The organism is Candidatus Villigracilis saccharophilus (assembly GCF_016711665.1).
In genome coordinates this window covers 1-25,632 of the sequence record NZ_JADJSO010000052.1, presented here as the reverse complement: position 1 = coordinate 25,632, position 25,632 = coordinate 1, and the positions used below count along the sequence as shown (strand labels likewise).

General features: G+C 50.4%; 27 protein-coding genes and 1 riboswitch. Of the genes, 17 read left to right on the top strand and 10 right to left on the bottom strand.

The annotated features are described in order from the left end of the window. Window positions 1–48: 48 nt before the first annotated feature. A riboswitch (molybdenum cofactor riboswitch) is annotated at window positions 49–188 on the bottom strand. Window positions 189–262: 74 nt separating this feature from the next. The 8 genes from IPL17_RS16355 to IPL17_RS16320 all read right to left on the bottom strand — a co-directional run bounded on the left by IPL17_RS16355 (window position 263) and on the right by IPL17_RS16320 (window position 8,605). Next, entirely contained in the window at window positions 263–1,348 is a 1,086-nt protein-coding gene (locus tag IPL17_RS16355) for a TAXI family TRAP transporter solute-binding subunit (protein WP_345308150.1), read from the bottom strand. Between the two features lie 32 nt (window positions 1,349–1,380). After that, window positions 1,381–1,542: a twin-arginine translocase TatA/TatE family subunit gene (gene tatA, locus IPL17_RS16350; RefSeq protein WP_345308149.1), complete on the bottom strand. Its 162-nt coding sequence runs from the start codon at window positions 1,540–1,542 to the stop codon at window positions 1,381–1,383. Between the two features lie 56 nt (window positions 1,543–1,598). Next, on the bottom strand, window positions 1,599–2,399 hold the full coding sequence (locus IPL17_RS16345) for a DmsC/YnfH family molybdoenzyme membrane anchor subunit (RefSeq protein ID WP_345308148.1): 801 nt from the start codon (window positions 2,397–2,399) through the stop codon (window positions 1,599–1,601). A gap of 1 nt (window position 2,400) precedes the next feature. Next, on the bottom strand, window positions 2,401–2,961 hold the full coding sequence (locus IPL17_RS16340; RefSeq protein WP_345308147.1) for a 4Fe-4S dicluster domain-containing protein: 561 nt from the start codon (window positions 2,959–2,961) through the stop codon (window positions 2,401–2,403). Between the two features lie 10 nt (window positions 2,962–2,971). Then, a complete protein-coding gene (locus tag IPL17_RS16335; RefSeq protein WP_345308244.1) occupies window positions 2,972–5,236 on the bottom strand; it encodes a molybdopterin-dependent oxidoreductase in 2,265 nt (754 codons plus the stop codon). A 65-nt stretch (window positions 5,237–5,301) separates the two neighbouring features. After that, a complete protein-coding gene (locus tag IPL17_RS16330; RefSeq protein WP_345308146.1) occupies window positions 5,302–5,847 on the bottom strand; it encodes a molecular chaperone TorD family protein in 546 nt (181 codons plus the stop codon). A 99-nt stretch (window positions 5,848–5,946) separates the two neighbouring features. Then, a complete protein-coding gene (locus IPL17_RS16325; RefSeq protein ID WP_345308145.1) occupies window positions 5,947–6,636 on the bottom strand; it encodes a response regulator transcription factor in 690 nt (229 codons plus the stop codon). Beyond that, window positions 6,614–8,605 (bottom strand): ATP-binding protein, encoded by a 1,992-nt coding sequence (locus tag IPL17_RS16320; protein ID WP_345308144.1) that lies wholly within the window; start codon window positions 8,603–8,605, stop codon window positions 6,614–6,616. The genes IPL17_RS16325 and IPL17_RS16320 overlap by 23 nt, the downstream gene beginning before the upstream one ends. 481 nt (window positions 8,606–9,086) lie before the next feature. Between IPL17_RS16320 and IPL17_RS16315 the strand changes: the two genes are divergently transcribed. Continuing rightward, window positions 9,087–10,832 carry a hypothetical protein gene (locus IPL17_RS16315; RefSeq protein ID WP_345308143.1) on the top strand — a complete coding sequence of 582 codons (1,746 nt, stop codon included), beginning with the start codon at window positions 9,087–9,089 and terminating at the stop codon, window positions 10,830–10,832. Then, a complete protein-coding gene (locus IPL17_RS16310) occupies window positions 10,829–13,276 on the top strand; it encodes a type IV secretion system DNA-binding domain-containing protein (protein WP_345308142.1) in 2,448 nt (815 codons plus the stop codon). The genes IPL17_RS16315 and IPL17_RS16310 overlap by 4 nt, the downstream gene beginning before the upstream one ends. A 566-nt stretch (window positions 13,277–13,842) precedes the next feature. Here IPL17_RS16310 and IPL17_RS16305 read toward each other — a convergent pair. After that, window positions 13,843–14,622 carry a hypothetical protein gene (locus IPL17_RS16305; protein ID WP_345308141.1) on the bottom strand — a complete coding sequence of 260 codons (780 nt, stop codon included), beginning with the start codon at window positions 14,620–14,622 and terminating at the stop codon, window positions 13,843–13,845. A 181-nt stretch (window positions 14,623–14,803) separates the two neighbouring features. Between IPL17_RS16305 and IPL17_RS16300 the strand changes: the two genes are divergently transcribed. Then, window positions 14,804–15,811 (top strand): hypothetical protein, encoded by a 1,008-nt coding sequence (locus IPL17_RS16300; RefSeq protein ID WP_345308140.1) that lies wholly within the window; start codon window positions 14,804–14,806, stop codon window positions 15,809–15,811. A 27-nt stretch (window positions 15,812–15,838) separates the two neighbouring features. On the opposite strand, the gene IPL17_RS16295 is transcribed toward IPL17_RS16300, so the two are convergent. Then, a complete protein-coding gene (locus IPL17_RS16295; RefSeq protein WP_345308139.1) occupies window positions 15,839–16,066 on the bottom strand; it encodes a hypothetical protein in 228 nt (75 codons plus the stop codon). 117 nt (window positions 16,067–16,183) lie between these two features. Here IPL17_RS16295 and IPL17_RS16290 point away from each other — a divergent pair, with 117 nt between their 5' ends. The 14 genes from IPL17_RS16290 (at window position 16,184) to IPL17_RS16225 (ending at window position 24,919) form a co-directional block, all read left to right on the top strand. Beyond that, window positions 16,184–16,735: a hypothetical protein gene (locus IPL17_RS16290; protein WP_345308138.1), complete on the top strand. Its 552-nt coding sequence runs from the start codon at window positions 16,184–16,186 to the stop codon at window positions 16,733–16,735. A 594-nt stretch (window positions 16,736–17,329) separates the two neighbouring features. Beyond that, a complete protein-coding gene (locus tag IPL17_RS16285) occupies window positions 17,330–17,677 on the top strand; it encodes a hypothetical protein (RefSeq protein WP_345308137.1) in 348 nt (115 codons plus the stop codon). After that, window positions 17,625–18,251: a transposase gene (locus tag IPL17_RS16280; RefSeq protein WP_345308136.1), complete on the top strand. Its 627-nt coding sequence runs from the start codon at window positions 17,625–17,627 to the stop codon at window positions 18,249–18,251. The genes IPL17_RS16285 and IPL17_RS16280 overlap by 53 nt, the downstream gene beginning before the upstream one ends. Window positions 18,252–18,343: 92 nt before the next feature. Beyond that, window positions 18,344–18,856, top strand: a complete 513-nt coding sequence (locus IPL17_RS16275) for an ATP-binding protein (RefSeq protein ID WP_345308135.1) — start codon at window positions 18,344–18,346, stop codon at window positions 18,854–18,856. Between the two features lie 96 nt (window positions 18,857–18,952). Then, complete coding sequence (locus IPL17_RS16270) at window positions 18,953–20,218, top strand: ROK family transcriptional regulator (protein ID WP_345308134.1); 1,266 nt, start codon at window positions 18,953–18,955, stop codon at window positions 20,216–20,218. A 142-nt stretch (window positions 20,219–20,360) separates the two neighbouring features. Then, window positions 20,361–21,704, top strand: coding sequence for a sugar ABC transporter substrate-binding protein (locus IPL17_RS16265; protein WP_345308133.1), 1,344 nt, complete (start codon window positions 20,361–20,363; stop codon window positions 21,702–21,704). Window positions 21,705–21,888: 184 nt separating this feature from the next. Continuing rightward, window positions 21,889–22,689, top strand: a complete 801-nt coding sequence (locus IPL17_RS16260) for a glycoside hydrolase (RefSeq protein ID WP_345308132.1) — start codon at window positions 21,889–21,891, stop codon at window positions 22,687–22,689. Further along, complete coding sequence (locus tag IPL17_RS16255; protein ID WP_345308131.1) at window positions 22,686–23,048, top strand: glycoside hydrolase; 363 nt, start codon at window positions 22,686–22,688, stop codon at window positions 23,046–23,048. Before IPL17_RS16260 ends, IPL17_RS16255 begins: the two co-directional genes overlap by 4 nt. A 17-nt stretch (window positions 23,049–23,065) precedes the next feature. After that, complete coding sequence (locus IPL17_RS16250) at window positions 23,066–23,242, top strand: hypothetical protein (RefSeq protein WP_345308130.1); 177 nt, start codon at window positions 23,066–23,068, stop codon at window positions 23,240–23,242. A 4-nt stretch (window positions 23,243–23,246) separates the two neighbouring features. Beyond that, complete coding sequence (locus IPL17_RS16245; RefSeq protein ID WP_345308129.1) at window positions 23,247–23,525, top strand: hypothetical protein; 279 nt, start codon at window positions 23,247–23,249, stop codon at window positions 23,523–23,525. A gap of 137 nt (window positions 23,526–23,662) precedes the next feature. Further along, window positions 23,663–23,884, top strand: coding sequence for an ABC transporter permease subunit (locus IPL17_RS16240; protein WP_345308128.1), 222 nt, complete (start codon window positions 23,663–23,665; stop codon window positions 23,882–23,884). Further along, the gene (locus IPL17_RS16235; protein WP_345308127.1) at window positions 23,881–24,147 is read left to right on the top strand and encodes a hypothetical protein; all 267 of its coding nucleotides are present in this window, start codon (window positions 23,881–23,883) and stop codon (window positions 24,145–24,147) included. Before IPL17_RS16240 ends, IPL17_RS16235 begins: the two co-directional genes overlap by 4 nt. Further along, window positions 24,144–24,563 carry a hypothetical protein gene (locus tag IPL17_RS16230; RefSeq protein WP_345308126.1) on the top strand — a complete coding sequence of 140 codons (420 nt, stop codon included), beginning with the start codon at window positions 24,144–24,146 and terminating at the stop codon, window positions 24,561–24,563. Before IPL17_RS16235 ends, IPL17_RS16230 begins: the two co-directional genes overlap by 4 nt. After that, on the top strand, window positions 24,560–24,919 hold the full coding sequence (locus tag IPL17_RS16225) for an ABC transporter permease subunit (RefSeq protein WP_345308125.1): 360 nt from the start codon (window positions 24,560–24,562) through the stop codon (window positions 24,917–24,919). Before IPL17_RS16230 ends, IPL17_RS16225 begins: the two co-directional genes overlap by 4 nt. Window positions 24,920–25,632: the final 713 nt, after the last annotated feature.

Sequence of the window (25,632 nt, the reverse complement as noted above, 5' to 3'; positions counted from 1 at the left end):
CCTCAGTTCAGAAAAACAAAAAGCCATCTCAAACAAGAGACGGCTTGAATTAATCTGGGCGCGTCTCCTTTCCAAATACGGGGGATGAAGGTGTTTCCACAATCACCTGGACCATTTAGAAAATGGTCGGGTCTGTTGGCCACGGAGTTTATCCACAGGCTCGGCAGACTTCGGAGAGATAGTTTTTATAATGTAGCGTACTGTTTAGTTCAGGTTCAGTGATATGTGTCACCGACAATTCTGTCGCAAATCAATCGATCGGCTACTTTGAGAGACCTTGTTCCTTGAAGTACTCAATCGAGCCTTCATGCAGGTAGGCTCGTGCTTCAGGCTTTAATTGTGCCAATGAAAGTTCAGCTGTCAAGCCGCCAGGGTCGAGTCTGCCATCAATGATCATTGAGATGATCTGGCGGGTAAGGTCGTTTGGAAATTCCTGCATGGCCGTCAGCACAACTGTAACTGCTAAAGTGTCCACGTCGGTGTCCAATCCAAAGGAGGAGCCGGTCAATCTGCTCTTGTGAAAGACTTGTGGATATGCTTGCAATATCTTTTCTGCAATCTCTCCGTCAATGGATAATAATTTTATTTTCAGATCCGGCACAGATTCAAGATCAATCAAGGCGGTGGATGCTTCTCCGCTCCAAAAAAACGCGTCGATCGATCCGTTTTTAAGGGCTGCGATGGAATCAGCCAACCCCATTTGTTCATGTTTGAAGTCCGTGTCCCAATCCAATCCCAGGGCCTTCAAGACATAAACGGCTTGTTCTTCGGTTCCACTGTTTGCCAGTCCGCTTGAAAGGCGCCTGCCTTTCAGGTCAATCAAGGTGGAAATGCCGGTAGCTTCGGTGGTAACGATCAGCAAGTGCTCTTCATGTAAAGCCATGATAATTCGCGCCGCCTGAGCATACTCCGGGAATGAGGGTCGGGTGATTTCTACGCCGCATTTGATTGTAAGTTTTTCAGGTTCGGCCTTGGGGAATGCACCCGCAAGCGTTCCCTGGTTGGCGAGAATGACATGATAATCATAGCCGAAAGCCAGTCCAGCCTTGCCGGATGTCAGCAATTTCAGATTTTCCATGACGGTGTCGGTAGCTTGCGCCGTAGCCCGGACATTTGGAAGGCTGTCTGTCATCTGTCTGCCAAGTGCATCTGCCAATTCATACCATGAGCCGTTGCTTTCGCCGGCTGCGATCCCGACAGAAAAAGACCGCGTTTGCGTGGCTGGCACAAGAGACGGTGTAGGAGATTGTATGCTCTGTTCTGCTTTTGTTGAATCGGCGCTGGCTGCACAGCCTGCTGCCAGCAACATCAAAACAATACAAAAGATCAATCGATTCTTAAATTTCATGAAAAGTCAAATTTGGGTGAGTATGGCGACCTTTATTGCGATACGTCGTTCTCCTTGGTCTCGTTCATCCCATCCTTGAAGGAACGGATGCCCATACCAAGTTCGCCCGCAATTTTCCCGATCCGTCCGGCTCCAAAGAGCAATACGACAATAATCAGAATGATGAGTAGTTCAGTATGTCCAAGTCCAAACATGAGACCTCGATAGTGAGGGGCTTGCCCGTGACGGCAAGCCCCTTGTTTATAATATTTTAATACAGCCCACCGATATTGGAACCCGATGAGACTACTAGGGAAAAGAATGCTACGCGTCCCAACAGTTCACCGACCAGTAAAAGAATGGGCAGCCAGGTCGGAATGCCTTTGCTGCGGCGTACGACGATGAATCCGATGAGAAGCGCGGCGATCTGGATCCAATGCAACGGTGAAGACATGAAGTTCTGCCCGCTTGCGCGCATCACCTCACTGCCTGAGAGCCAGACAAAGGGGAAGCTGAAACGGACGATTAGACTCGCCAGCAGGCTTGGCTCGAGGATGGAGCGCAGCAGGGACTGTGAGTTCTCTTCCACAAAATATGAAGCCAGCGCTGGTCCGAGTGTGAAAACGGTCAGCAGGAAGAAGACCAGGGGCAGAACATTATGAATGGCATCCAAGCCCGCGGAAGCATAAGCCATGCCGGTTGAGAAAACAGCCAGCAGACCGATCAGGGCCGTCACTTTGAAAAGCCAGCCTTTAGAAGCTTTGGTAAATACCATGTAGAATGTGAAGGCGGTCAGTGCGCCGAACAGACCGAAGCTGAGAATTTCACGACTAAGCCAGGCAGAGCCCAGGTTGGTCAACATTCGGATAGCGCCAAATGGTTTTCCTAGATGGAAGAAGGCGGCAAAGACTCCCAAGCCGATCAGCACCAGGACAGTGATCCATTCATTGCGAGTTTTGATCGTAGGTCCCTCAACGACAGTCCATTGGCGCAGGGCAGCGAAGATCGCCATGCCGACGGCCATTTGGGTCAACAGGGTAAACAGGACGAGCGGAAGTTCTAGATTTTCCATTTTATACATCCCTCCGAACAACAACGGGAGCGGCAGGTAATTTGAAACGTGTGGATGGTCCAACATCTTCACGATGTGGGAAACCGGGCGGAAATTGCAGGGTGCCGGTTTCATCGAAGGTGTCGAGATCCACCAGAGTCAAGGCATTGGTCGGGCAGGCTTGCACACAGGCAGGCAGCAGTCCTTCGTCAATACGTTCCCAGCACATGCTGCATTTTTCAACATGGCCTTCAGCTTCGTTATAGCGCGGTGCGCCAAACGGACAGTTGCGCAGACAGTTGCGGCAGCCGATGCAGACATCCTGGTTGTGAACCACGATGCCATCTTCGCGTTGTGTGTACGCGCTGACCGGGCAGCCTTCAAGGCAGGCGGGCTGGTCGCAGTGATTGCAGGCCAGCGAGTAAAATGCGCGGTCGCGATGTGGATAAATGTCTTCACTGAGAGGATACAACTTGCGCCAGACCATGCCCGGTTCCTGGTTGTATTGGTTTTTGCAAGCCATTGCGCATGAGGAACAACCGATGCACAACTCAGCGTTGACGGAAAAAGCGTATCTAGTCATTTGCTATCTCCTATGCCTTTTCGATTTCGGCAAATTGATCATGGAGGGCGACGCCAGGGGAGCCAGTCTTGAACTTGCCCATATCCGAAGAGGTGTCATCCACGAGAATATTTACATTGAAGGAATTCTTCTGACCGTACCAACCTTCATACATCAGGAGAGTGTCTGCGGGCACGATATCGCTAACGCTGACCTTAAGTTTGACTTCACCGGTCTTGTTGTAGACACGCACCATGTCACCATCGGAGATTGCCTTTTCAATCGCCAGACGCGGGTTGATGTAAACCAACGGTTCAGGGTTGTAGTCCAACATCCAATCCAAATTCTGGAATTGTGAGTGTAGGTTGTACTTGGAATGCGGGGTGAGAAGGCGATAGGTAGCGTAGGGTTCGCGCGCTTCCTTGAATTTAGGTAGCGCCGTATGACCGTATTCCTCCGCGAGTTTTGATTTGAACTCGAACTTTCCCGAGGGTGTGCCAAATTTGTTATCAGACCAGGAGGCGGATGAAGCCAACTGAGCCTTGTGTGCGCCTTCCTTTAGATCTTCCCAGGATTTGATGCCAAAGAGCGAATAGATGCCATCATTGAATTCCTTAACCATCATTTCCTTGGGATCGATGTTCTCAGGGAAGGTGCAGGAACCGGCTTGCATGCTATTGAGTTTGGAGGAAAGCGCGGAGGCAATCTCAATATCCGATTTGGTTTCATACATTGGGGCGATGGCCTGTTCATTGATGGACATCCAGTAATGCCAGTATGAGACATTCACGGTCCAATCTTCAAACAAGGTAGTGGTCGGCAGCACGATATCAGCCTGCTCGACGGTCGGGTTAAAGAACAGGTCGACGGCCACGATCAGTTCCAATTTCTTGAAGGCTTCAATGATCTTGTTGCGGTCAAAGTCCTGGCTGAGCACGTTCTTATTGGCAACCCATAACATGCGAACGGGAGGATCGTTGGCGTCAAGGATCTCCTGCGCAATCTTGTTAATATTGAATGCGCGGTCGGTGTAAGTTGCGGCAGCCCCGCCTTGACCTGTATCAAATTCACCCATTGGACCGGTTACGCCAGTATAGCCAACGGAACCCTCGGGGGCGCTTTGCACAAGGGCGTTGTAATTAAATCCCCAAGTGAAAAGATGTCCATAACGCGCGCCACCGCCGACTTTACCAATGTTGCCAGTCATGGCTACGAAGGCATCGATCGCGCGGACGTTTGCGCCGCCGTTGACATGGCGCTGCAGGCCATAGCCAGCCCAGATGGTGGCGGGTTTGACAGAGGCGAATTCCTGAGTAATCTGTTTAATCCGTTCAGCGGGAATGCCCGATTGTTCAGCTGCCCAATCCACGGTGATCTCACGACGTAAGTAGGAGGCGAATTCAGAATATCCTTCTGCATTTTCATCGAGCCAAGTCTGGTCTTCCATTTTCAGGTCGAGCAAATGACGTGCCATGCCGAGCGCAAGGGCACCGTCCATGCCGGGTTTGATCTCCCAGTACTCATCCGCCTTGGCAGCGGTCTGAGTAAAGATCGGATCTATCACAACGATCTTGGCGCCGCGCCGTCTGGCTTCATTGATGTACTTCATCGAATGGATCGAGTTCGTGCACGGGTTCGCGCCCCAGACAATTATGTACTTGCTGTTAACCATATCCTCAGGATCGTTGCACCACATATTGCCCATGTCAAAATTCTGGGCGTCAATGCCGGCCGGCCAGCAGGGTGTGCCTACGAAACGGGTGGTGTACCCGAGGGAGGACATCATGCCTTCCACTCCGTAATGGGTGATGCCAAAGTTGCCAGAATATTTAGTCATTCCCATCCCGAGCAAACTGCCATCCTTTTCCTTGATCTCAAGAACCTTTTTGGCGATGGTATCGAGCGCCTCGTCCCAGGAGATACGTTTCCAGTTTCCGGAGCCGCGTCCTTCCTGTTTCATGGGATATTTAATCCGGTCAGGACTATAGACTGACCGAGGATAGGAATATCCCTTGACGCACAATCCGCCTCTGGTGAATGTCGAGGCGGGATCGCCTTCAACATATTTGAGCACGCCGTCTTTCACGTAACTCAAAATGCTGCAGGTGTCGTAGCAATTGCGCGGGCAGGCATTGTGGAAGACCTGATAGGCATCTTTGCCTTCATATCCGCCGCTACTCAAAGTAGCCGCACTGGGTCCCCTGCGGAGCAGACCGGTTCCCGGCAGGGCAGCGATGGCGCCAACGGCCGTCAGCATTTTTAGAAAGTCTCGCCTTGAGACCTTGTTTTCCAGCATCTGCTGGATGTTCTTCTTGCCTGAACTACTTTTGTCTTGCATAAGAATAACTCCTTTCGTGTTTATCAAGCGGCGACATGCATCGCCGTCATTGTTTCTTCTGCAAAAATTGTGGATTTCAATTTTTCAGCAACCGCCAGGATGGCCGGATGGACATCGTCCACAGCCTGGATCCGATTAACAAACTTGGGCACCCAGGCTTGCATGTGAGTCAGCAGGTATTCGCGCACATCCCGTAATTGAGGGATGTCCACTTTTTCGAGGACGGATTCGATCTGCCAGAGCGCATCCAGTTCCAGGGCAACATGATCGTCGGGTATTTTATTCAGCCAGGGAGAGGTCAGGCCGATTATTTCATATAACTGACGTATCTTATGAGTGGATTCGCCCATCAGGCGCGCGCTGTCTCCTTCGATATAAATCGAAGCATAGGGTGGAGCCAGCACTGCGCGTGGACCTACAAAAAGGTGATTAAATGAAAACTCCACCGCTGACCAATTGTCAACCGGTGGAGTAATGCCTAATTCGAAATAAGGAATCATCATCTCATCCGCATCCCCTGCAAAGAAAAAAAGACTAAGTTGTTCGAACTGGTTTGATAAGGTGGACATGGAGACTCCGCAGTAGGTGGGAAGTGTTTGCGATAATTTTCACAACTACTTTAACCTTTCTGCTGGTTCTGCGCATCCTGCCATCAGACCATTTTTTTATTACCCAATCGGGTAGTCTTGCAGATCATCCTCCTGGGTGATCAGCCCTTTGTGAATTGCATAAGCAGCTAGTTGAGTACGATTTTCGAGATTTAGTTTTTCGAAGATGCTTTTGATGTGTGCTTTAACTGTGTTCACGGAAATTTGTAATCGTGCTGAAATTTGCGGGTTGCTGACCCCGAGCGCGGCCAATTTCAAAACTTCCAATTCTCTGGCAGTGATTTGCTCTGATGGATTGGAAGTTCGATTGCGCCCAAACCCAATATTTTTCATTACCCGAGCAGCAGTGGCATGAGTAACAGCCACTTCCCCATGAGTCACGCCAAGCACGAGATCAAACAATTCACTGGCATCGAGATTCTTCAAGAGATAACCGGCCACTCCCAGCCCGATTGCTTCCTCCAAATGTTCATTTGATCTGGATGCCGTCAGAATGATAATGGCAGTGTCTGGATGGTTTTCCAAAATCCTCTTGGCAGCCTGCAGACCATCCATTTGAGGCATGAGGATGTCCATCATCACAAGATCAGGGCGTAGCCGTTCACACATCTCCACAGCTTCCGCGCCGTGTTCCGCCTCACCGATCACTGTCAATAAATCAGGGCGCGCGTTCATCAAGGAGATCAATCCCTGCCTGAACAGGCGGTGATCATCAGCTACCAGAGTCTTAAGCGGCAGTTGCTTGGGCATTTAATATCTCCTGTCGAGAATGGGCTACGCGTTCGATCAGGGGCAGGCATAGCGTAATATGGGTTCCGTGACCTGGCCGTGAATCAATTGTCAGTTTGCCATTCACGCTCTCTGTCCGTTCGCGCATGGACTTTAATCCAAAATGTTTCTTAAGGGTCGTCTCAATGAAACCAATGCCGTCGTCAATAATTTCAACACACAGGTTTCCCTGTTTGGAATAAAACTTGACCCAGACATTGTTGGCATCCGCATGCAGGCGGATATTGGTGAGCGCCTCCTGAATGATGCGCACCAGTTGAACCTCACAAATTGGCAGCAGGCTGGTCTTTTGCTCGCCCTCCTGCTCAATATGAGTTTCAATGCCTGTCTGCATACCAAACTCACGAATATATTCACACAAGAATGGGATCGCTTCGCCGTCTTTGGACAATGCTGTTCGCAGGTTAAGAATATTTTCACGCACCTCAGCTTGTGCGTCGCGGATGCGTGTACGGGCAAGATGAAGTTCAGCAAGGGTCTCATCAATCTTGCCTTGATGCACCAGCAATTCAAGTGACTGCATTTCCAGACTGAGAAAGCCAAGTATCTGTGAAAGCCCATCATGCATTTCACGAGCCAGGCGTGCACGTTCCTCGACAATTGCGCCAGATTGAATTTGTGCCGTCATCAAAGCGTGTTCGATGGCAATTGAAATTTGCTGGGCAATGCTTTCGAGCACCATTTTGTCCGAGGCAGTGAATGGCACATTTTGTGCGCGACCGATCCACAATCCGCCAATCACCTGTTCATTGGTTTTTAACAGAATGGGGAAAACATGTCCGATATTTTTCTGCTGTATGGGAAACACAAGCCCTTCACTAACAACTTTTAGATCATCGGAGGAGAATACAAAATCGGTCTTCTCAAGGCCTTGTCCGGTGACCTGGTATTTGATGCGGAATTGTTCATGTTCGGGTTCCCACATTCCAAGCACGGCCACCTCTGGTTCGGTGAGGTTATATACAGATTCCATCGACATCAACAATATCTCTTCAATGTCCATCCCGCTTGAGATACGGCGGCTGAGGTCGACCAGGGTGTTGACCCAGCGCTGGATGGCACGGTTTAAGGTGATCACTTCCTCTTTTTTCATGCGTTCGGTTAAATCGTTCAGGATGACGACTGTGCCGGGATATTTTTCGCTAAAATCCTGCATCCGTTTCATTTTGACCTGGTAATGACGCTCGCCCAGCAAAGTTTGCATGGATTTGACGATGATCATTTCCTGCTCACGGCTCTGGGAAAAGACCGTGATTTCCTGCGCCAGCCAGGGAAAGGCAGTATTGGCAGGCTTTTGATCGTAATAGCGATGGGCGGGAAGATCATATTCCTGGAATAATTCAGCAGCAGCCTGGTTGATATTCTCGATGTTATTGTTGCGATCCAGTAGAATGACTGGATCATAAAGACTTTCGAAAATGGTTAGGTATTTGTTTTTTTCATTGGTCAGAACACGGTTCTGGTTTCGTAATTCATCGACAGCCTGATTATCGTTCAGTGAATTCCATTCAACACTGTATCCAACTTCAAATCGGTCGAAGAAATTTTCCAAAAAAGCCAGGTATTCACGCTCTTCCCGGATGTCAAAGTTTTGTTCGCGAATCATATCAAAGTAACTGCGCCGATAATATTTCACCAGACCAAGAAACATTCCAAGCGTAATACCCCGCGCACGATGTTTGTGAACTTCTTCGATGCTGAATTTATCGATGGCAGATTCGTTGAATTTATCCTCCAAGTTGGGAGGTTCAATGACATCATTGGTCTTGATGGCATTGAACATGGCCATATTAAGTGATGCAATTGAAATGCGCCATGCTTCGATAAGGGTCGAAGTATAGCGGGTGTATTCATGAACTTTGGCATATTCCACCACCCGTCTTAATACCCAGTCTTCATTTTTTGAAATTAATTCCATTAAATTATTCATACTTTATGCTCCGTTTTGCCGGAAACCCTTCCAAACTATGTTCAGTAATCATTTTGCATGGTTTTCGCAGATTTATCAATCACTGAAACTCCCGTTTATCTGAAATACTGACAAAAGGACATCTTAATAGTGACAAATGGCAAGGTTTATTTGAGTTCACAATATCTTGGTATTCGAAGGTATAGTTTTACCGAGGAGATTGGATTTTTACTATAGCGATACAAGTTCCGAGATCGCGGGTTCGTTACAAGATGCCCGATAATGGAACTCACGGTGCGTAACTATTTTTCAGGCCTGTTTTTACGCTAAAATGGGCAGTAGTAAACAAAAAAACTGCCTATTTAGGGCAGTTTTTTTGTTTACCTTGGCGGTCCTTACGGGGATCGTACCCGCGATCTGGAAGAAAATATTATGTAAATCTTATGTCTTCATACCGACACCAACAGGACACCCCTGTCAGTGTTTTTGTATCATGCAGCCCATGACCGAACCACACAATCATTTTGCTGCATCGATCGCATCCGCAGCGGTTGAGATCCTCGAAGACCACTTGCTCTTTCCAGGCGGATATTTGCTTCCTCTTTCCGCGCGCGGTGGCGGGGTGCCTGGCATGGCCGATCGTCCCTGGTCGCGTCTGACCGCAGATGTCTTTTATCCCAACCTACCAGCAATATATTCACTGTCATTACACCGCGAACCGCCCGACATATTGCGCGGTTCGTTGCGCACCCGCCGCACGCTCTTCGAAGGGTTCATGATGGCGCTGGCCGAGAAGACCGGCCGGCGTCCATCGATCGCGGAACGCTCCGCAGATCACGCGATGGATGCGGCCGAGTCTGAATTGACCTTCGGCAAGCCGGCTTTCAAGATCGCGCTGATGAGCGGGTTATTCGTGGAACGCGGCCGTTTCGAGGAGGCCGAGGCGGCGCGCAGAGTCATCGAAGCCAATTTACGCGCGCGCGGACTGTCAGCGCAGCGCCTCTTCTATATCGCCGAGCGCGCACTGCAACACTTCCAACCTGGAGGCAGGCTTTTTCCTGGCCTCGATGAACCCACACTGTTTATGGAGGAGACGCTTCCATTGATCCCGGCGCCGTCACGCCAGGTATTGCCCGCGGATGATTCCGTCTGGATCGGCACCCATGCGCGTGATGGACGCGATGTGCATTTCTCTTTTACAAAAGGACTCGATCCAGCCGTTCCCCCACCGCCGCACGCCACAACATTGATCCTGGGCGAACCCGGTGCCGGCAAGACTAGCCTCTTGCGCTGGATCATGCTGCAAAGATTATTACAGGGACGCACTGTGATCTCGATCGATCCCGAAGGCGAGAATAATAATCTATGCGCATCCGTCGGGGGTTGGGTCGTGCCAGCAGGAATTCCCGAAGACAATAAGACCTGCCTCATTCATCCCCTGCAGGGCGAGAACCCGGCTGAGTTATTACTCGCCGCGCGCTTCCTGATCGCTGCGCTGGCAGGCGAAGCGGCACTATCCCCCGCAGTGCAGGCCGTCTTGCATGAGGCTGTCAAACGCAGATGGGAACGCAGACCCGGTCCGACTTCGATTGCCGAATTGGTCGAAACCCTGGGAACAATCAATACCCCCGAGGCGGCCCTCCCGATCGCGCTGCTGCGGCCGTTCATGCGTGGCGGCTTATTTGAAGGTTTCTTTGATCGACCCAAAGCCTTGTTATCGCCCCACTTTCCAGCCGGACAATGGTGGAACTTAGATCTGTCCTCCCTGCGTGAAGAGAACCGCGCCATCGTGCACGCGGTGCTGGCGTGGTTTCTCTATCACGCGGTCACAGTTGGGAAACAGCCAATGGATATCTTCATTGATGAAGGCTGGCGTTTATTACGTAGCGGTCCCTTCACAGACCTGTTGGATGAACTGGGCCGACGCGCGCGTAAACGCGGAGTCGGCGTGACTCTCATCACCCACCTGCCTGCCGACCTGATGAAGAACCCGACCTCATTGAGTCTGGCCTCCACTGCTTTCATTGGCAGGCTTGGCCCGCAGGAAGCCTTCGCCTTCTATCGCTCGCTTGGCATCCCGGAAAGCGAGGCACACAGAAATGCCGAGCTCACATCCAGATTACCCCCGCGCGTTTTTCTGGCCGCCCCCTCCGGCAGCCGAGGCGCGTTGTTCCCGGTGCTGGTTTCCATTCCACCGGCGTGGATCCAATTCTGGAAACAACTGGGCGCGATGGGAGTCATGCGATGATCTGCATCAGGTGCGGCTATGAATTCGCATCCAGTCCAACAGAGTGCTCACTGTGCAGCGGCGGTCCCTGGCAGGCCTGGGAGTTACTGTTCGCGCCACACGCCCTGGATGATCTGCGGGCACAAGTTGCTGGCTGGCTCGGACAACTGCCTTTTCCAACCATGATCGAATGGATCGGATCTCCAAAGGGTTTGCGTATTCGATTATTTCTTCCCCCTCAGCTCGCCGACGCGGAAGCAGTCACGCGGGCCTGGGCAGCAATGACAGGCCAGCACTCGCGCTGGCGTAAATTGGGAATGCTGGACATCAAAGGAACGGTATACGCATTTCATCCATCCGACCGATTGCCATCCATCATTGTCTCTGCGAAAGATAGTGACACGCTTCTGGCAATCGGGAGCCGGCTGATCAACGCTGAAGCAGGTCTGCGACTCTGGCTGCTGGGTAACGAAGGCGAACTTCAGGAAAGGCTGCGAAGTCTTTCAGCCTATTCGTATGGCACCGAAGGCGGCGTGCAAAACAATGCTCCCAATCCGTGGGGATTCCAGTTGGAATTGCTGCGAGGTATGCTATTTCTTGGGATGATCATGGCCGGTATCAGCGCGGGCATTTGGAACGCAGGCTGGTTTAAGCCTGTTCCAGAGATCCTGTTCGTTCTGGCCGGCACGCTGATCTCCATCGCCGCTTCCTGGGGAATTCGTAACTGGCTGGAGTGGCGTTCCATTCCCAAAGAGGTCCTTGAAAAAAGAATTCAAGAACCCCTGATTAGGGTCGCCCTATCCCTATCCGCACCCATCGATCTGCCGATGTTTGCCGGACAGGGGTCCTGGAGGAAGCTGGCGGATTCCTGGCCTGAAATTACGGGACACACCTTCCCGCAGCCGGCCAGTGATCTGGCCGGCCTGATCGCGCCGCTTCAATTGGGCGAAGGCAGCGGCTTGCTTGACCGCGACACGACCCAGGAAGTGCCGGCCCCGCCTCCATCCCAGCCATTGCTTGAGGCAGTCTTCAAGATCGGACAAAGCGTGGCTACTGATGAAATGGTTGGCATCGATCCCGACGTTCATGGCATGGCCACAGGCGGAAGCCGCTCAGGCAAGACCTCCTTCGTCTTCGCCCTGCTTGAACAATTGATCGCACAGGGACATGACGCGCCTGGAATTTTCCTGACCGACCCGCATGTCTCTCTAGCCGATGCTTTTCTGGACGCGATCGCTCAGTTACCTGAAGAGCAGCGTCTTGCCGCCATCAAACGGCTGCGCATCATCACTCCGGACCAACCCTATGTGATCCCATTGAACTTGTTGGCTGTGCCGGACTTCACCTGGGCCGGCAACGCAATCGTGCAGATCGGCCGCCGCATCTGGGATGATTATTGGGGACCGCGCATGCAGGCCGCGCTGCTGGGATTGTTTCGTATCGCGCATGTCTGGAATCAAGATCATCCTGATGATGGATTGGGATTGTTGCATGTGGTCTTCATGGCATACAACAAGCACTGGCGCCATACCGCCATCGCGGCCCTCCCGCCCGCTGAACGCATGAGCGCCATCGCGCTGGATGCCCTGCTTGGGCAGACTGGCGAGGAGGATAAAAAGAGCCAGAGTTGGATCACAGAAGTGATCAGTCCGGTCCTCTCAAAGGTCATGGCCCTGGAGCTCTCGCCCTGGCTGTTCTCTGCAATGCATCAAGAGCGTTTTGTGGACTTGAAACGTTGGATCAATGAGCGGGACTGGATCATCCTGCGCCTGCCGTCCGGTGAAATGGGTCGGGAAGGCGCGCGGCTGACCGCCTCTGTCGTCTACAACGTTTTCGACGCGGCATATCGCCGTGCCACACTCGAAGAACCCATTCCCTTCTATATTATTGTAGATGAAGCCCAGGAAATAGGTTCAGGCATGCGCCTGGAGTCCATGCTCTCCGAAGGTGCCAAATTCGGGGCGCGTATGTTTGTGCTCGCCCAGTCCATGTCCATGATGCGCAAGGTGGAAGGAATGGAGCCGGTCGTACAGGCCATGCTGGCTAACACCTCCACGCAGATGTTCTTCTCTCCCGATCCTGAAGACGCCGATCTGATCCGTGCCACTTTGAATTCAACCGTGCGCTATGGGGAGATGACCCTCGACCTGCCATCCCTGGAATGCTGGCTGCGCGCGCGCGTGAATGGTCATTGGCAGCCGCCTACGCTGATTCGGATCAAACCATTACCACGTGCAGACAGGGCCAGGGTGAACCGGCTCATCGAGGAGGTCATTGCGGAACACCAGGCAGACTATCAGCCGATCGATGGCTGGCAGGAACGGGCATCTCGGGTTTTGAGGAATATGCTGCCCAAGGCATTGGCGGATCTATTAGAGGAATTTCTGGGCGCACGGATGGAACGCCAGAGCACCAGAGTCAGCCAACCTGAACCGCCTGCTGACCCGCTTAATCTGGGATTGTGAGGAGCATCATTGGAAACCTTGCAAATTTTGATCCAACATATGATCACAGCCGCAGCTTCAGGGCAGCCGGACCGATCAAACCGGGAAAGTTTTTACACACCCATAAAAAATGAATGGGCAGATGGCTGCCAGCGGAATATCACTTGGTCCACAAAGTGCTTGCCAGGTGAAGAAAGTGGGTGATTGGAATCTATTAAGACTTCTGATCCTTGTGATGAAGAAATGAAAAATAATTTGGAGATTGGCATGCGCCGTACCACTAAAAGAGTACTGTTCTGTATCTTCCTCATCCTAATGAACACAGCCGCGATCCCGCGTTTGGCAATCGTATTGAATGAGGATCGCACCTATGACCAGGCGCATGACAGTGGTTATATCGACTGGAATGGTAATGCCCAGTATGTGTATCTCGGCCACAAAGATGGAACCACCTTGCCCCCGGAGGAAGGTGGTGTTTTCTGCGGGTCGGGGTGCTATGAATGGGTCACTCGGATTGGAAATGGAGGTAGCGTCAGCGGCGCCTTTGCGCGTGATGTTACCTATTTCGAAGCAATGGTCGCCTTCACTCAGGATGCCAGTGTGGGCAGCGCCATATTGAGCGCTTGTGGTTCAACCGCAAACTGGTATTTGTATAACACCGGCGGAAGTCTGCCTGGCTTTGTCAGTATGATCTTGACTGTACCGGCTGGCTGCAGAACATGGTCGCTCACCGCTTCGGGCGGATATGTGGATTTTCGTTCCGTGGATGTTTGGTATGTAGCTGCTCTGCCTACATCGACACCAACACCCTTGCCAACATTTACTGTTACTTCAACTCCTAACAGGAGACCGCCAACTTCCATACCGACTTCTTTCCCCACCAGGACCTCGACAGTTATCCCGACTTTTACCTTCACCTCCACATCGACCAGGACGCCGACCCTCATCCCCACTTCCACATTTACATCCACTCCGACCAGGACTCCGACCCTCATTCCGACTTCCACATTTACATCCACTCCGACTAGGACCTCGACAGTTATTCCGACTTTTACCTTCACTTCCACATCGACCAGGACGCTGACCCTCATCCCCACTTCCACATTTACATCCACTCCGACCAGGACTCCAACCCTCATCCCCACTTCCACATTTACATCCACTCCGACCAGGACCTCGACAGTTATTCCGACTTTTACCTTCACTTCCACATCGACCAGGACGCCGACCCTCATCCCCACTTCCACATTTACATCCACTCCGACCAGGACGCCGACCCTCATCCCCACTTCCACATTTACATCCACCCCGACTAGGACTCCGACCCTTATCCCAACTTCCACTTTGACCACGACACCTACTAGCACATTTACTTACACTCCGTCCCCGACTTTCACTTTGACCGCAACACCCACCAACACATTTACTTACACCCCATCTCCAACTTCAACAGGGACACCTACAAACACATCTACTTACACTCCGTCCCCGACTTCAACTTTGACCGCGACACCTACTAGCACATTTACTTTCACTCCATCTCCGACTATGACCGCGACACATACCAGCACATCAACTTACACTCCATCCCCGACTCTAACTTTGACTGCAACACCCACCCAGACTTTTACATTCACCCCATCCCCAACTTTGACCACGACACCCACCAATACATTTACTTACACTCCAGCTCCGACTTTCACTGCGACACCCACCAACACATTTACTTACACCCCATCTCCAACTTCAACAGGGACACCTACAAGCACATCTACTTACACTCCATCCCCGACTCTAACTTTGACTGCAACACCCACCCAGACTTTTACATTCACCCCATCCCCAACTTTCACCGCGACACCCACCAATACATTTACTTACACTCCGACTTCAACTTTGACCGCGACACCCACCAACACATTTACTTACACCCCATCTCCAACTTCAACAGGGACACCTACAAGCACATCTACTTACACTCCGTCCCCGACTTCAACTTTGACCGCGACGCCTACTAGCACATCAACATACACTCCGTCCCCGACTTCAACTTTGACCGCGACGCCTACTAGCACATCAACATACACTCCATCCCCGACTTTCACCGCGACACCCACCAATACATTTACTTACACCCCGACTTCAACTTTCACCGCGACGCCTACCAATACATTTACATACACCCCATCTCCGACTTTCACCGCGACTTCAACTTTAACCGCGGTACCCACCAATACTTTTACTTACACCCCATCCCCGACTTTGACCACGACACCCACCAATACTTTTACTTACACTCCATCCCCGACTTTGACCACGACACCCACCAATACTTTTACTTACACTCCGACTTCAACTTTGACCGCGACGCCTACCAATACATTTACTTACACTCCATCTCCGACTTTCACCGCGACACCCACTAACACATCTACTTACACCCCGACTTCAACTTTAACCGCGGTACCCACCAATACTTTTACTTACACCCCATACTTTCACCGCGACGCCTACCAGCATATCTACTTACACATCAACGCCGATGAGAATAATTGATTCAACTTCAACAAAAGCATATATACCTCATGTTATTACTACGATGCCCTTGATTACCTCAACGACCGCCAGTCCCACACCGACAACTGTGCCTACCGTGCTTGTGATAATTACAGCAACAGGAACAGTTGTTTTACCAACAGCTGTAATAATTACCCCATCAGCCAACACATCACTCCCTGCCCAAGCTACGCCCCTTTGGCTTTTACCGATATTGGCAGCTTTATTCATCGTAATCACTTCTGTGAGTGTCATCGACCCGCGTCCCGCTGCGCTTGATCGCCTAAGAAGTATGTTCGATCAGATATCAATCCAAAATCTTCAATACCCGTCAAAAGATGACGAAAAATCAAGATAACAAGGAGTTCTAAAATGGACATAATACTAGCAATTGTCGTATCAGCGGCTGTGATCATCTTCGGCGCTTTGATCAGCCGTGGAAATGAACGTCAGCGCAAGGCGATCGACGCCTTGCGCGAACAAACCGAGCTATGGGCAATTCAGGACCTGCTCATAAAGAGAGAGAGGATGGCGCGCGAGGTGCGCATGAATGATCCGCTTGCCTGGCTAAGCAGGGTTGCGACAAGGGTTTCAGGAGTGGATTTAAACTTGCAGTTCGTGGAATCGTACGATGAACCGCGAGCTTTACTTTGCATAGCAGGAGATCAGAATTCAAAGATCCTATTCTCTCCTCTAGGTGAAAAAGAAATCCAAAGAATGAAAAATTGGAAAAGAAGTCGTTTATCCCGCATAGGCGAAGCCAATCCATTGTTATCGCTACCGCGAAAAGTTACTGCATATGAGCTTTCAATCTTGAATGCGGGAATCATGTTTGATCTTGAACTTCAATTAGCCTGGAAAGAATTGACCGGGCAAAGCGCTGGTCAACTTGAAACGATATGGATGTATAGAGAAAGAAAATAAAAATATACTTCAACCATTAGTGAACATGAAAACATAAAAAGTCTTCAGATTTCGGCAGCACCCACTAAAAGAGTGGAAGAATGTAAATATATAAGAAGGAGTCTCCCAAATAGGCTCCTTCTTATATATAAGGGTTGAAAAAAGTTGAGCTCAGGGGCAAACTTTTGGGTGATTAGACCAGAAAGGATACCGATGAGATCAACCCAGCTATTTTGCCCGAATATTGAATACCCTGCAAGAAGACATCCAATCCGATTATTTGGGATAGATAGTGCAAGGTATTTTCTGTAAATTGGTCAAAGTTATCTTTGGGTTTTGCGATCGATTAAGTTGTACTTTGAAAAGTTACTAGTGACCTGACAGTTTAAGGAAAGGATATTGATCGGCAAAGGAAATCGGGTAAAGTTGTTTTGCGACAAACGATTTCACCAGGAGGTTCCAATGCCGATCAACGAAACCTATCGTACTTGGATTCAGCGAATTTGTGAACTGCGACCGAGACAGCGGAAAACACAAGTACAGAATTTTGTCTGGTTGGTAGTAGGCATTTTTCATAGTCACTCCGTGAGCCTGAGCAAGATCGCGGGAAAGGTAATGAGTACAGCCAAGAACGTGAGTACGGTTCGACGTTTGAGCCGCTTCCTTGCCAATCCGGCCATCGATGTGCGCAGTTGGTATCGGTCGACTGCCAAAGCTTGGTTGTTGTCGCAGTTCCAGCAGGTTGGCGAGATCCGCCTGATCGTGGATGGTACGAAGGTAGGCTTTGGGCATCAGCTCCTGATGGTCAGTCTGGCCTACCGCCGAAGAGCGATACCGATTGCCTGGTCCTGGGTTCGTCATGTCCGTGGACATAGCAGTGCTACTGAAGCAGGTCAGTTTGCTGAAGTACGTGGGAAGCCTTATTCCGCAAAATGCACCCGTTTTTCTGGTTGGAGACAGTGAATTTGGCTCGATTGCAGTCCTGCGGCAGTTGAAACAATGGCACTGGTTCTTTGTTCTGCGACAAAAAGGCAATACCGGCCTGTGGATCAACGAACAAATAGGATGGCAGAGAATAGAGAAGGTCGTTCAACATGCTGGACAGACTACCTGGTCTCCGAACTGCTACCTGACCCAAACTGAGATCTATCCGGTCTCTGCCTTGATCCACTGGCGGATTGGTGAAAAAGAACCCTGGTGTCTGGCAACCAATCTACCGAATGCCTCCTTGACTCTGCGCTATTATGGCAGACGCATGTGGATAGAAGAAATGTTTGCTGATTTCAAAAAACATGGCTTTGATCTGGAGAGCACCATGTTGCGTAATCCACCGCGTTTATCTCGCTTGACTTTGGCTGTTGCCTTCCTATATGTCTGGCTCCTTTCGATTGGCAGTCGTGCAATTCGTGCTGGCCTCCGTCATTTGGTCGATCGCAAGGATCGTCGTGACTTGAGTATTTTCCAGATCGGTTTGCGCCTCATTGATCGTCTATTCTTACACTCGCTACCCATTTCGCTGCCTTTATGGTCTCGCTAATCAAACAGTCGGGTCGCTAGAAAAGTTATATAAGTTCTTCCAGTCAGCCACTAGGAAAGTTCTGAAAACTACCTTTTTATTCTTTGTTGTGCATGAAAAATATGGTCTATTGTGTGTATTCCTGCCCTTGTGGATATTATGGTGACTCACTCAAGCCTTGCACTTGCGCCCCATCAACAGTAACAAAATATCAAAAGCGAATCTCAGGCCCACTGTTAGATCGTATCGATATTCATATCGAAGTCCCGCGCGTGGACTATGAAAAATTAAGCGGCAACCGGGTTAGCGAATCATCCGAATCGATCCGCGCTCGTGTGCAAGCAGCGCGCGATATTCAAAACAAACGCTTTGCAAATGGAAAGTCGGCAGATATTGTCTGCAACGCGGATATGCGCATCGGGGAGGTCAGGCAATTTTGTCAGTTGCAAGCCGAAGGTCAGAGCTTGATGCGCTCTGCCATGAGTCAGCTCAATTTGTCAGCACGAGCTTACCATCGCATCTTGAAACTGGCGCGCACGATTGCAGACTTGGCAGGCAGTGAAGAGATACAGTCCGCGCATTTGGCAGAGGCATTACAATATAGGCCAAAGATCATGATGGGGTAGCTTCACTTCATCATGCAGCAATTGAGTGGGGAAATTAATCTATTGACAAATATTATTCCGAGTATTAGAATAAGTCAAATAATAACAGGGTTTCCCATGCTTTCAAACTTCCCCATCGACAAAACTCAGCCAACAACCCGCGATATTCGCGAGGCGAATCGCCTGCAAATTTTGCATCAGTTGCTTTTGCGCAAAACCAGCACCCGCCAAGAGCTTACTCAATTAACAGGGTTGAGCAACGCCACAGTCGCCAATCTCATTGCTGGCATGATGGAAGAAGGATTGGTTGTAGAAACAGGTACTGTCGCCTCCCAAGGCGGACGCCCAACGGCAATCCTCGCGGTTAATGCTTCCGCTGGAGCTTGTGTAGGGGTTGATGTGGCAGAAACCTATATTCGATTTGAGTTGTATGACCTAACCCTCCAAAACCTTGCCGAATATGAAATAGAACTTCCCTCCACGAAGAAAGAACCGCAGGAGGTAGTGAATATGATCGTGTCCGGCTTTAATATGCTCCTCGGTAAGGTCGGATTACCTCGCGACCAGGTGGTCGGCGTCGGCATCAGCATCCCGGGTCCCTTTGAACATTCAACAGGCGTCTCTGTTTTTGCGCCTTCATGGGGCTGGCAGGATGTGCCATTACAGTCCATGCTGGAAAAAGAACTAAACCTCCCCTTATACATGGATAACCCGCTTAAGTTCAATGCCCTCGCAGAAGCCTGGTTCGGCGCTGGAAGAGGCGCTGAGACGATGGCTGCCGTGGTATTAGGGACCGGTGTTGGAGTTGGATTGGTGATCAACGGACAGCTCTTTCGCGGTGCCAGCAACACCGCAGGAGAATGGGGACATTCCGTAATCGTTGCCGGTGGGCGGACTTGTCGATGTGGAAATCAGGGCTGTCTGGAAGCGTACGTCGGTGCCCCTGGAATCATTCAAACCCTGACTGAGATTGATCCGAAAAGTCCACTGCTTTTTCCTGAAGATCAAACCCGCACGATTTCAGCCATTGCTACTGCCGCAGAAGAGGGCGACACCACGGCTAAGGAAGTTATTCATCAAACCGCTGTTTATTTGAGCGCTGGGTTATCCAGCTTAATCAATATTCTCAACCCCGAACAAGTGATTCTCGGGTCTTGGGTGACAGGAGCATTGGGATCTGTAATGTTGCCAGAATTACTTGAATTGGTTGAAAAACAGTCCCTCGCTCAACCTTTTAAATCAGTTCAATTTACTCTCAGCAAGATGAAAAGAAATCCGGTCAGTGTGGGTGCGGCAACCTTGGTGCTTGAAGAATTTCTAGCGAGCACCGGACGACAGGCTGTTGCAGTTCGTTCCGAAGGCTTTCCGGCAGCCAAGACGTAAGCCGTGTATGTCGAACTAAGAACATAATCCCAAAAATTTAGTATACAGGAGGTGAACGGAATTTAAACGCATTCCGGTTTATTCAACGCGTCTATTTAACAATCAAGTCGATCTTCACATAAACCAAGAAGGAGAAAAGAAAATGAAACTATCCAAGTTATTTGCCGTGCTCGTTGTGTTAAGTATGCTGTTGACAGCTTGTGGTCAAGCTGCCCCCACCACTGCGGTGGAAGCACCTGCCGCCACCGATGCGCCTGCAGCAGAAGTCCCTGCCGGCACTGAAGCACCAGTGACCGAACCGGTCAACTTGACATTGAGCTTCTGGGGAAGCGATCTGGACACCCAGGTCTACCAGGAACGTGTGAACATGTTCATGGAAAAGAACCCGGATATCAAAGTTGAACTGATGTACATCCCCAGCGACTACAGCCAGAAGGTTCAGACCATGATCGCGGGCGGTACCGCTCCCGATATCATCCAGTTGTCGGAAGATGTGCACTCCTATTCATCCAAGGGACAGGTTATCTCCTTGAATGATTTCGTCACCAAGGACAGCCTCGACCTCAAAGCCCGCTATGGTGAAACCGGCGGCTTGACCACCGCTTATTCCTTGGACGGCAATTTATATGCCATGCCTGACCGTGGCGGCGCGCTGATCCTTTATTACAATAAGGATATGTTCGATACAGCTGGCGTTTCCTACCCAACCAAGGATTGGACCTGGGTCGAATTCCTGGATGCCACCCAAAAGCTGACCATCCGTGATGGCGATACCGTGACTCAATACGGCTTTGCCGCTGGCGGTTGGTGGCCCTGGTGGATGAGCTTCATTTATATGAACGGCGGAGCTATTTTGGATGCGAGTGGTCAACCCGTTGCTAATTCTCCCGAAGCTGTGGAAGCCATCCAGTTCTATAATGATCTGGTCTACAAATATCAGGTAGCTCCCTCCCCCGAAGATTATGCCAACCTCGGCACCAACAGCCCGGATCCTCTCTTTGCGCAGGGCAAGGTTGCCATGAGCACCACCGGTTTCTGGGGCATCGGCGGATTGAAAGACGCCACCTTCAATTGGGACATTTCTCCACTCTTCAAGAACAAGAACAATGCCACAGTGGTGTTCGGTTCTGGCTTAGCCATCTCCAAAGATTGCAAGAACCCCGAAGCCGCCTGGAAGCTGATCGAATTCCTCACAAGTGAAGAAGGTCAGGCTCCGATCGTCGAGTTCAAGCAGGACGCGCCTGCCAACATCGCCAACCTGAGCGGTGACGCATTCCTCAATCAGAGTTGGAGTAGCAAGCCGATCAATATGTCTGCGTTGGGCGATTCTGCCAATGCCGCCTTCGCTTTGCCCCTCTCCCCGAAGTGGAACGAAATGATGTCTGTCTTCGACACCAACCTCGGCGAAGTGTTTGCGAATCGCGCCGAAGTTCAACCGACGATGGATGTCATTCAGGAACAACTAGTTGATCTGTTCGCTCAATAAGTTTTGAAGAAACCGTGGGAGGTGCAAGCCTCCCACAGTTTTCTCCCCGGATTGCCAAATTGTGAGAATTGCGTTCAAATGTCCTGCAGGTATTTTGTTATTATTCTTTTTGATTCAATTGAACGCCTGTGTCACGGTAAAACCTGATGTAGAAACACATCCTCCTAACGTGGAAATGACTCCCATGACACCTATCTCCCAAAATTCAAAAACAGTTGTAGTGACCATCAACGCCCAATCCACAGCGCAAACTATGGAAGGATTCGGCGCGGCAGGAGCCTGGTGGGCACAGGATGTCGGCGGCTGGGAGGATGAGAAACGGCGCCTCATTGCCGACCTTTTATTTGATTCTGCAAAGGGAATTGGTCTGTCCTTTTACCGCCACAACATCGGCGGCGGTAATGGCGAGAACATTCAGGATGTATGGCGACGCGCGGAAACGTTTGAAGTTGCCCCCGGGCAATATGATTGGACTCGCGACGCCAATGCCATGTGGATGTTGCGGGCGGCGCGTGATCGAGGCGTTGAACATTTTGTAGTTTTTGTCAACAGCCCCCCGGCACGTATGACTGTTTCCGGGTTAACGACTGGGGAAAAGGACGGCAAGTCGAATCTATCTCCTGAAATGTATGCGGAGTTTTCACAATACATGGTAGATGTGATTCGTCACTTGCAAGATGAGGAAAATATTCCAGTTGATTGGCTCAGCCCGATCAATGAGCCACAATGGAACTGGAGTTACAAAAACGGGCAGGAAGGCTGTCATTATGGTCCCGCTGAAGTGCTTGACCTGACCCGCGTTTTGCTGGAGACTCTCCAACAAAACCAATTGGATGTAAAGTTATCCCTGTTCGAGTCGGGCGAGTGGAAGACCGCAGATGTCTACATCGAAAAACTTGCCAGCGATCCACAGGTCTGGGATGCCCTGCCACATCTTTCCATCCATTCGTATTGGTCTCACGCGCGGATAAAGAACGCTTCATGAAATATATGCAGAAGAACCATCCGGATAAGCCACTGTGGATGTCGGAGTGGACGGAGATGCAGGAGGGGCGGGACGCGGGTATGGAATCCGCGTTGATTATGGCGAATGTCATCCACGATGACCTGGTGATTGCTAACGTTACATCATGGCAATATTGGATCGCAGTCTCCAAATATCAGTATCGCGACGGTTTGATCTATGTCAACCCGCTCAATCAAGATGTTCTGCAAACCAAACGTTTGTGGGCTCTGGGAAATTATTCGCGCTTCATCCGTCCCGGTTTTGTGCGCCTGGAAACACAGGGCGGTGATGATACCCTACTTGTGTCAGCGTATCGCTCCGCAGACGATCAGCGCTAGGTGGTAGTGGCGGTAATTTGGCAAACGAACCAGTTGTCCTTATGTTGGGAGCGTTGCAGGGTCAATTGCCTGAGTCCGTTCAGCAATTCGAGACTTCAGAGCAATTCGATCTGGCATTGGTAGAGTCGCGAACTGAGTCAGGTGCATGGACTCTGGCGCCGCTGAGTGTAACCACACTCGTCATAAATAGGTAGGCATATGAGAAAAAAAGAAGCGTTGTGGTTTTATCTGCTGGTGTTCCCCTGGGTGTTTGGTTTTATCGTCCTGACCCTGGGACCGATGCTCTATTCATTTTTTCTCAGCCTGACCAATTGGGATCTGTTCACCTCACCCAAGTTCCTTGGCTGGGACAATTACATCAACTATTCACCAAAGACAAGATTTTTGGAAAACTGTTTTCAACACTTTATATTACGCGTTTATCTCCGTGCCGTTGGGCATGCTTTTCTCCCTCTTTATTACTTATTTTCTGAATAGACCGATCAAAGGCTCGGCAATTTATCGTACGCTTTATTACATCCCGGCGACCGTACCGGTGTGGCTTCGGCGTTGCTGTTCAAATGGCTCCTCGCGCCTGATGCCGGGATGATTAATCGCTTTCTGGCGATCTTTGGATGAATGGGCCCGCCTGGCTGTTGGAGCCTGATTGGGTCAAGCCTGCGTTGATTTTGATGTCCTTGTGGACGGTGGGTGCCAACATCACTTTGCTCATGGCGGGAATGAAGAGCATTCCTGGCGAGTTTTATGAGGCTGCTGAATTGGATGGCGCTTCCCCTATCACTCAGTACTACCGCATCACCCTGCCGTTGCTGACCCGGTTTTTTTTTTCAACTTGATCAACGGTTTGATCGGCGCGTTGCAGATTTTTACCCAAATCTATATCATGACCGGCACGGCGGCGCAAGCCATGGGTGGACCGAACAACGCCAGCATGATGATCGTGCCGTATCTCTTCAACAATGGCTTCCGTTTCTACAAAATGGGCTATGCCTCCGCTATCGCCTGGATCCTGTTTGTGCTGGTAATGATTTTGACCCTGCTGGTGTTCCGCTCCTCAAGCGCTTGGGTCTATTACGAATCAGAGGTACGTAAATCATGAGCAAAATGAGACTGATCGAAAATTCTTTACGTATTGATCCTGACAGTTTTGGGGGCGCTTTTGGCTGCACTTTTGTGTATGTCATTTCAATGGCGCTTGCCAGTGACGCCACCATCCAAACTGACTTTACTTTTATTCCGCATGAATTTCATTTTGAAAATTTCACACGAGTATTCACTTCCAGGCTGAACTTCGGTCAATTTCTACTCAACAGCCTGACATTGGTATTCTTCTCGATGACGGGACAGGTGTTTGTCAGCAGTCTGGTGGCTTATGCATTTGCCCGTTTGCGCGCCCCAAGAAAAGAAATCATTTTCATTGTCCTGCTCTCGACGATGATGATCCCCACCGTGACGCTCATCCCGCAGTTTGTCCTATTCACCAAATTGGACTGGATTAACACTCGCTGCCGATGATCGTACCGAATTTTTTTGGCGGGGCCTACAACATTTTCCTGTTGCGCCAGTTTATCACCCGTATTCCAGGTGAACTGGATGAAGCCGCGCAAATTGACGGCTTGAATTTCTTTGGTATTTACGTTTACATCATCCTGCCTTTGATCCGTCCCGCGCTGGTGGCGGTTGCCATCCAGCGCCGGTCAGATTCCACCTTGGAATCTGGTCATGGTCGGCGCTCTGGTGTTGACCGTACCAATGATTCTGGTCTATTTCTTTGGTCAGTGCTTTATGGATCAACTCAGTCTGTCGGGCGGCAGCGCGGGAATCAAATAACCTGTTCTCTAATTATTCTTTTCATGGCGGCGAAATGTTAAAACATCAATAAAATTTATTACGGCGGGGATTACAATCTAAAGACAGTGGAACGAAGAAATCTGGCGAGGAAGATGATGCGCTTAATGGTCGGGGCTGGCGTCAACTTGGTTTCGCTTGGCATTTGGTTGGGCAAAGCTGGAACCCAAGCCCAGTCAATATCAATTTGACTGGCTAGATCGCATATTGGATTTATTACATGCCAACGGTGTGCAAGTTGCATTAGCAGCAGCGACCGCCTCCCCGCCTCACCTGGTTTTCGCGTCTGCCATCCTGAAAATTGGCCCGTGGCTATGGATGAGACTTCCTACAATAAGGGTCGCGTCAAATCTACTGCCCGAACAGCGTGGCTTACCGCGAAGCATCCTCCAGATTGGCAGGTGAAATGGCGCGGCGATACGGTCAACATCCGGCAGTTTGGATGTGGCATGTGAATAATGAATATGGCTGCCACGTTCATAGGGTGTTATTGTCCCGTCTGCACTCAAGCTTTTCAGGAATGGCTGTGTCCAGAAAGATATAAAAGTGTGGATGTATTGAATGATGTTTGGGGAACGACGTTCTGGTCATTGGGCATCAGTGATTGGGCAGATGTTCCGGCGCTGCCGAATCGCACCACCTCGTATCGCAATCGGCACAGGTTCTCGATTATCGCCGCTTTATGAATCAATCCCTTCTGGATCTTTTCCAAAGCGGAAGTGATGCCATTCGGTCA

Excerpts from the sequence above, each read along its gene's own strand:
- IPL17_RS16355 (WP_345308150.1), bottom strand. The coding sequence starts at position 1,348 with ATGAAATTTAAGAATCGATTGATCTTTTGTATTGTTTTGATGTTGCTG.
- tatA (WP_345308149.1), bottom strand. The coding sequence starts at position 1,542 with ATGTTTGGACTTGGACATACTGAACTACTCATCATTCTGATTATTGTC.
- IPL17_RS16345 (WP_345308148.1), bottom strand. The coding sequence starts at position 2,399 with ATGGAAAATCTAGAACTTCCGCTCGTCCTGTTTACCCTGTTGACCCAA.
- IPL17_RS16340 (WP_345308147.1), bottom strand. The coding sequence starts at position 2,961 with ATGACTAGATACGCTTTTTCCGTCAACGCTGAGTTGTGCATCGGTTGT.
- IPL17_RS16335 (WP_345308244.1), bottom strand. The coding sequence starts at position 5,236 with ATGCTGGAAAACAAGGTCTCAAGGCGAGACTTTCTAAAAATGCTGACG.
- IPL17_RS16330 (WP_345308146.1), bottom strand. The coding sequence starts at position 5,847 with ATGTCCACCTTATCAAACCAGTTCGAACAACTTAGTCTTTTTTTCTTT.
- IPL17_RS16325 (WP_345308145.1), bottom strand. The coding sequence starts at position 6,636 with ATGCCCAAGCAACTGCCGCTTAAGACTCTGGTAGCTGATGATCACCGC.
- IPL17_RS16320 (WP_345308144.1), bottom strand. The coding sequence starts at position 8,605 with ATGAATAATTTAATGGAATTAATTTCAAAAAATGAAGACTGGGTATTA.
- IPL17_RS16315 (WP_345308143.1), top strand. The coding sequence starts at position 9,087 with ATGACCGAACCACACAATCATTTTGCTGCATCGATCGCATCCGCAGCG.
- IPL17_RS16310 (WP_345308142.1), top strand. The coding sequence starts at position 10,829 with ATGATCTGCATCAGGTGCGGCTATGAATTCGCATCCAGTCCAACAGAG.
- IPL17_RS16300 (WP_345308140.1), top strand. The coding sequence starts at position 14,804 with ATGACCGCGACACATACCAGCACATCAACTTACACTCCATCCCCGACT.
- IPL17_RS16295 (WP_345308139.1), bottom strand. The coding sequence starts at position 16,066 with ATGACACTCACAGAAGTGATTACGATGAATAAAGCTGCCAATATCGGT.
- IPL17_RS16290 (WP_345308138.1), top strand. The coding sequence starts at position 16,184 with ATGGACATAATACTAGCAATTGTCGTATCAGCGGCTGTGATCATCTTC.
- IPL17_RS16285 (WP_345308137.1), top strand. The coding sequence starts at position 17,330 with ATGAGTACAGCCAAGAACGTGAGTACGGTTCGACGTTTGAGCCGCTTC.
- IPL17_RS16275 (WP_345308135.1), top strand. The coding sequence starts at position 18,344 with ATGAAAAATATGGTCTATTGTGTGTATTCCTGCCCTTGTGGATATTAT.
- IPL17_RS16270 (WP_345308134.1), top strand. The coding sequence starts at position 18,953 with ATGCTTTCAAACTTCCCCATCGACAAAACTCAGCCAACAACCCGCGAT.
- IPL17_RS16265 (WP_345308133.1), top strand. The coding sequence starts at position 20,361 with ATGAAACTATCCAAGTTATTTGCCGTGCTCGTTGTGTTAAGTATGCTG.
- IPL17_RS16260 (WP_345308132.1), top strand. The coding sequence starts at position 21,889 with ATGACACCTATCTCCCAAAATTCAAAAACAGTTGTAGTGACCATCAAC.
- IPL17_RS16255 (WP_345308131.1), top strand. The coding sequence starts at position 22,686 with ATGAAATATATGCAGAAGAACCATCCGGATAAGCCACTGTGGATGTCG.
- IPL17_RS16245 (WP_345308129.1), top strand. The coding sequence starts at position 23,247 with ATGAGAAAAAAAGAAGCGTTGTGGTTTTATCTGCTGGTGTTCCCCTGG.
- IPL17_RS16240 (WP_345308128.1), top strand. The coding sequence starts at position 23,663 with ATGAATGGGCCCGCCTGGCTGTTGGAGCCTGATTGGGTCAAGCCTGCG.
- IPL17_RS16230 (WP_345308126.1), top strand. The coding sequence starts at position 24,144 with ATGAGCAAAATGAGACTGATCGAAAATTCTTTACGTATTGATCCTGAC.
- IPL17_RS16225 (WP_345308125.1), top strand. The coding sequence starts at position 24,560 with ATGATCGTACCGAATTTTTTTGGCGGGGCCTACAACATTTTCCTGTTG.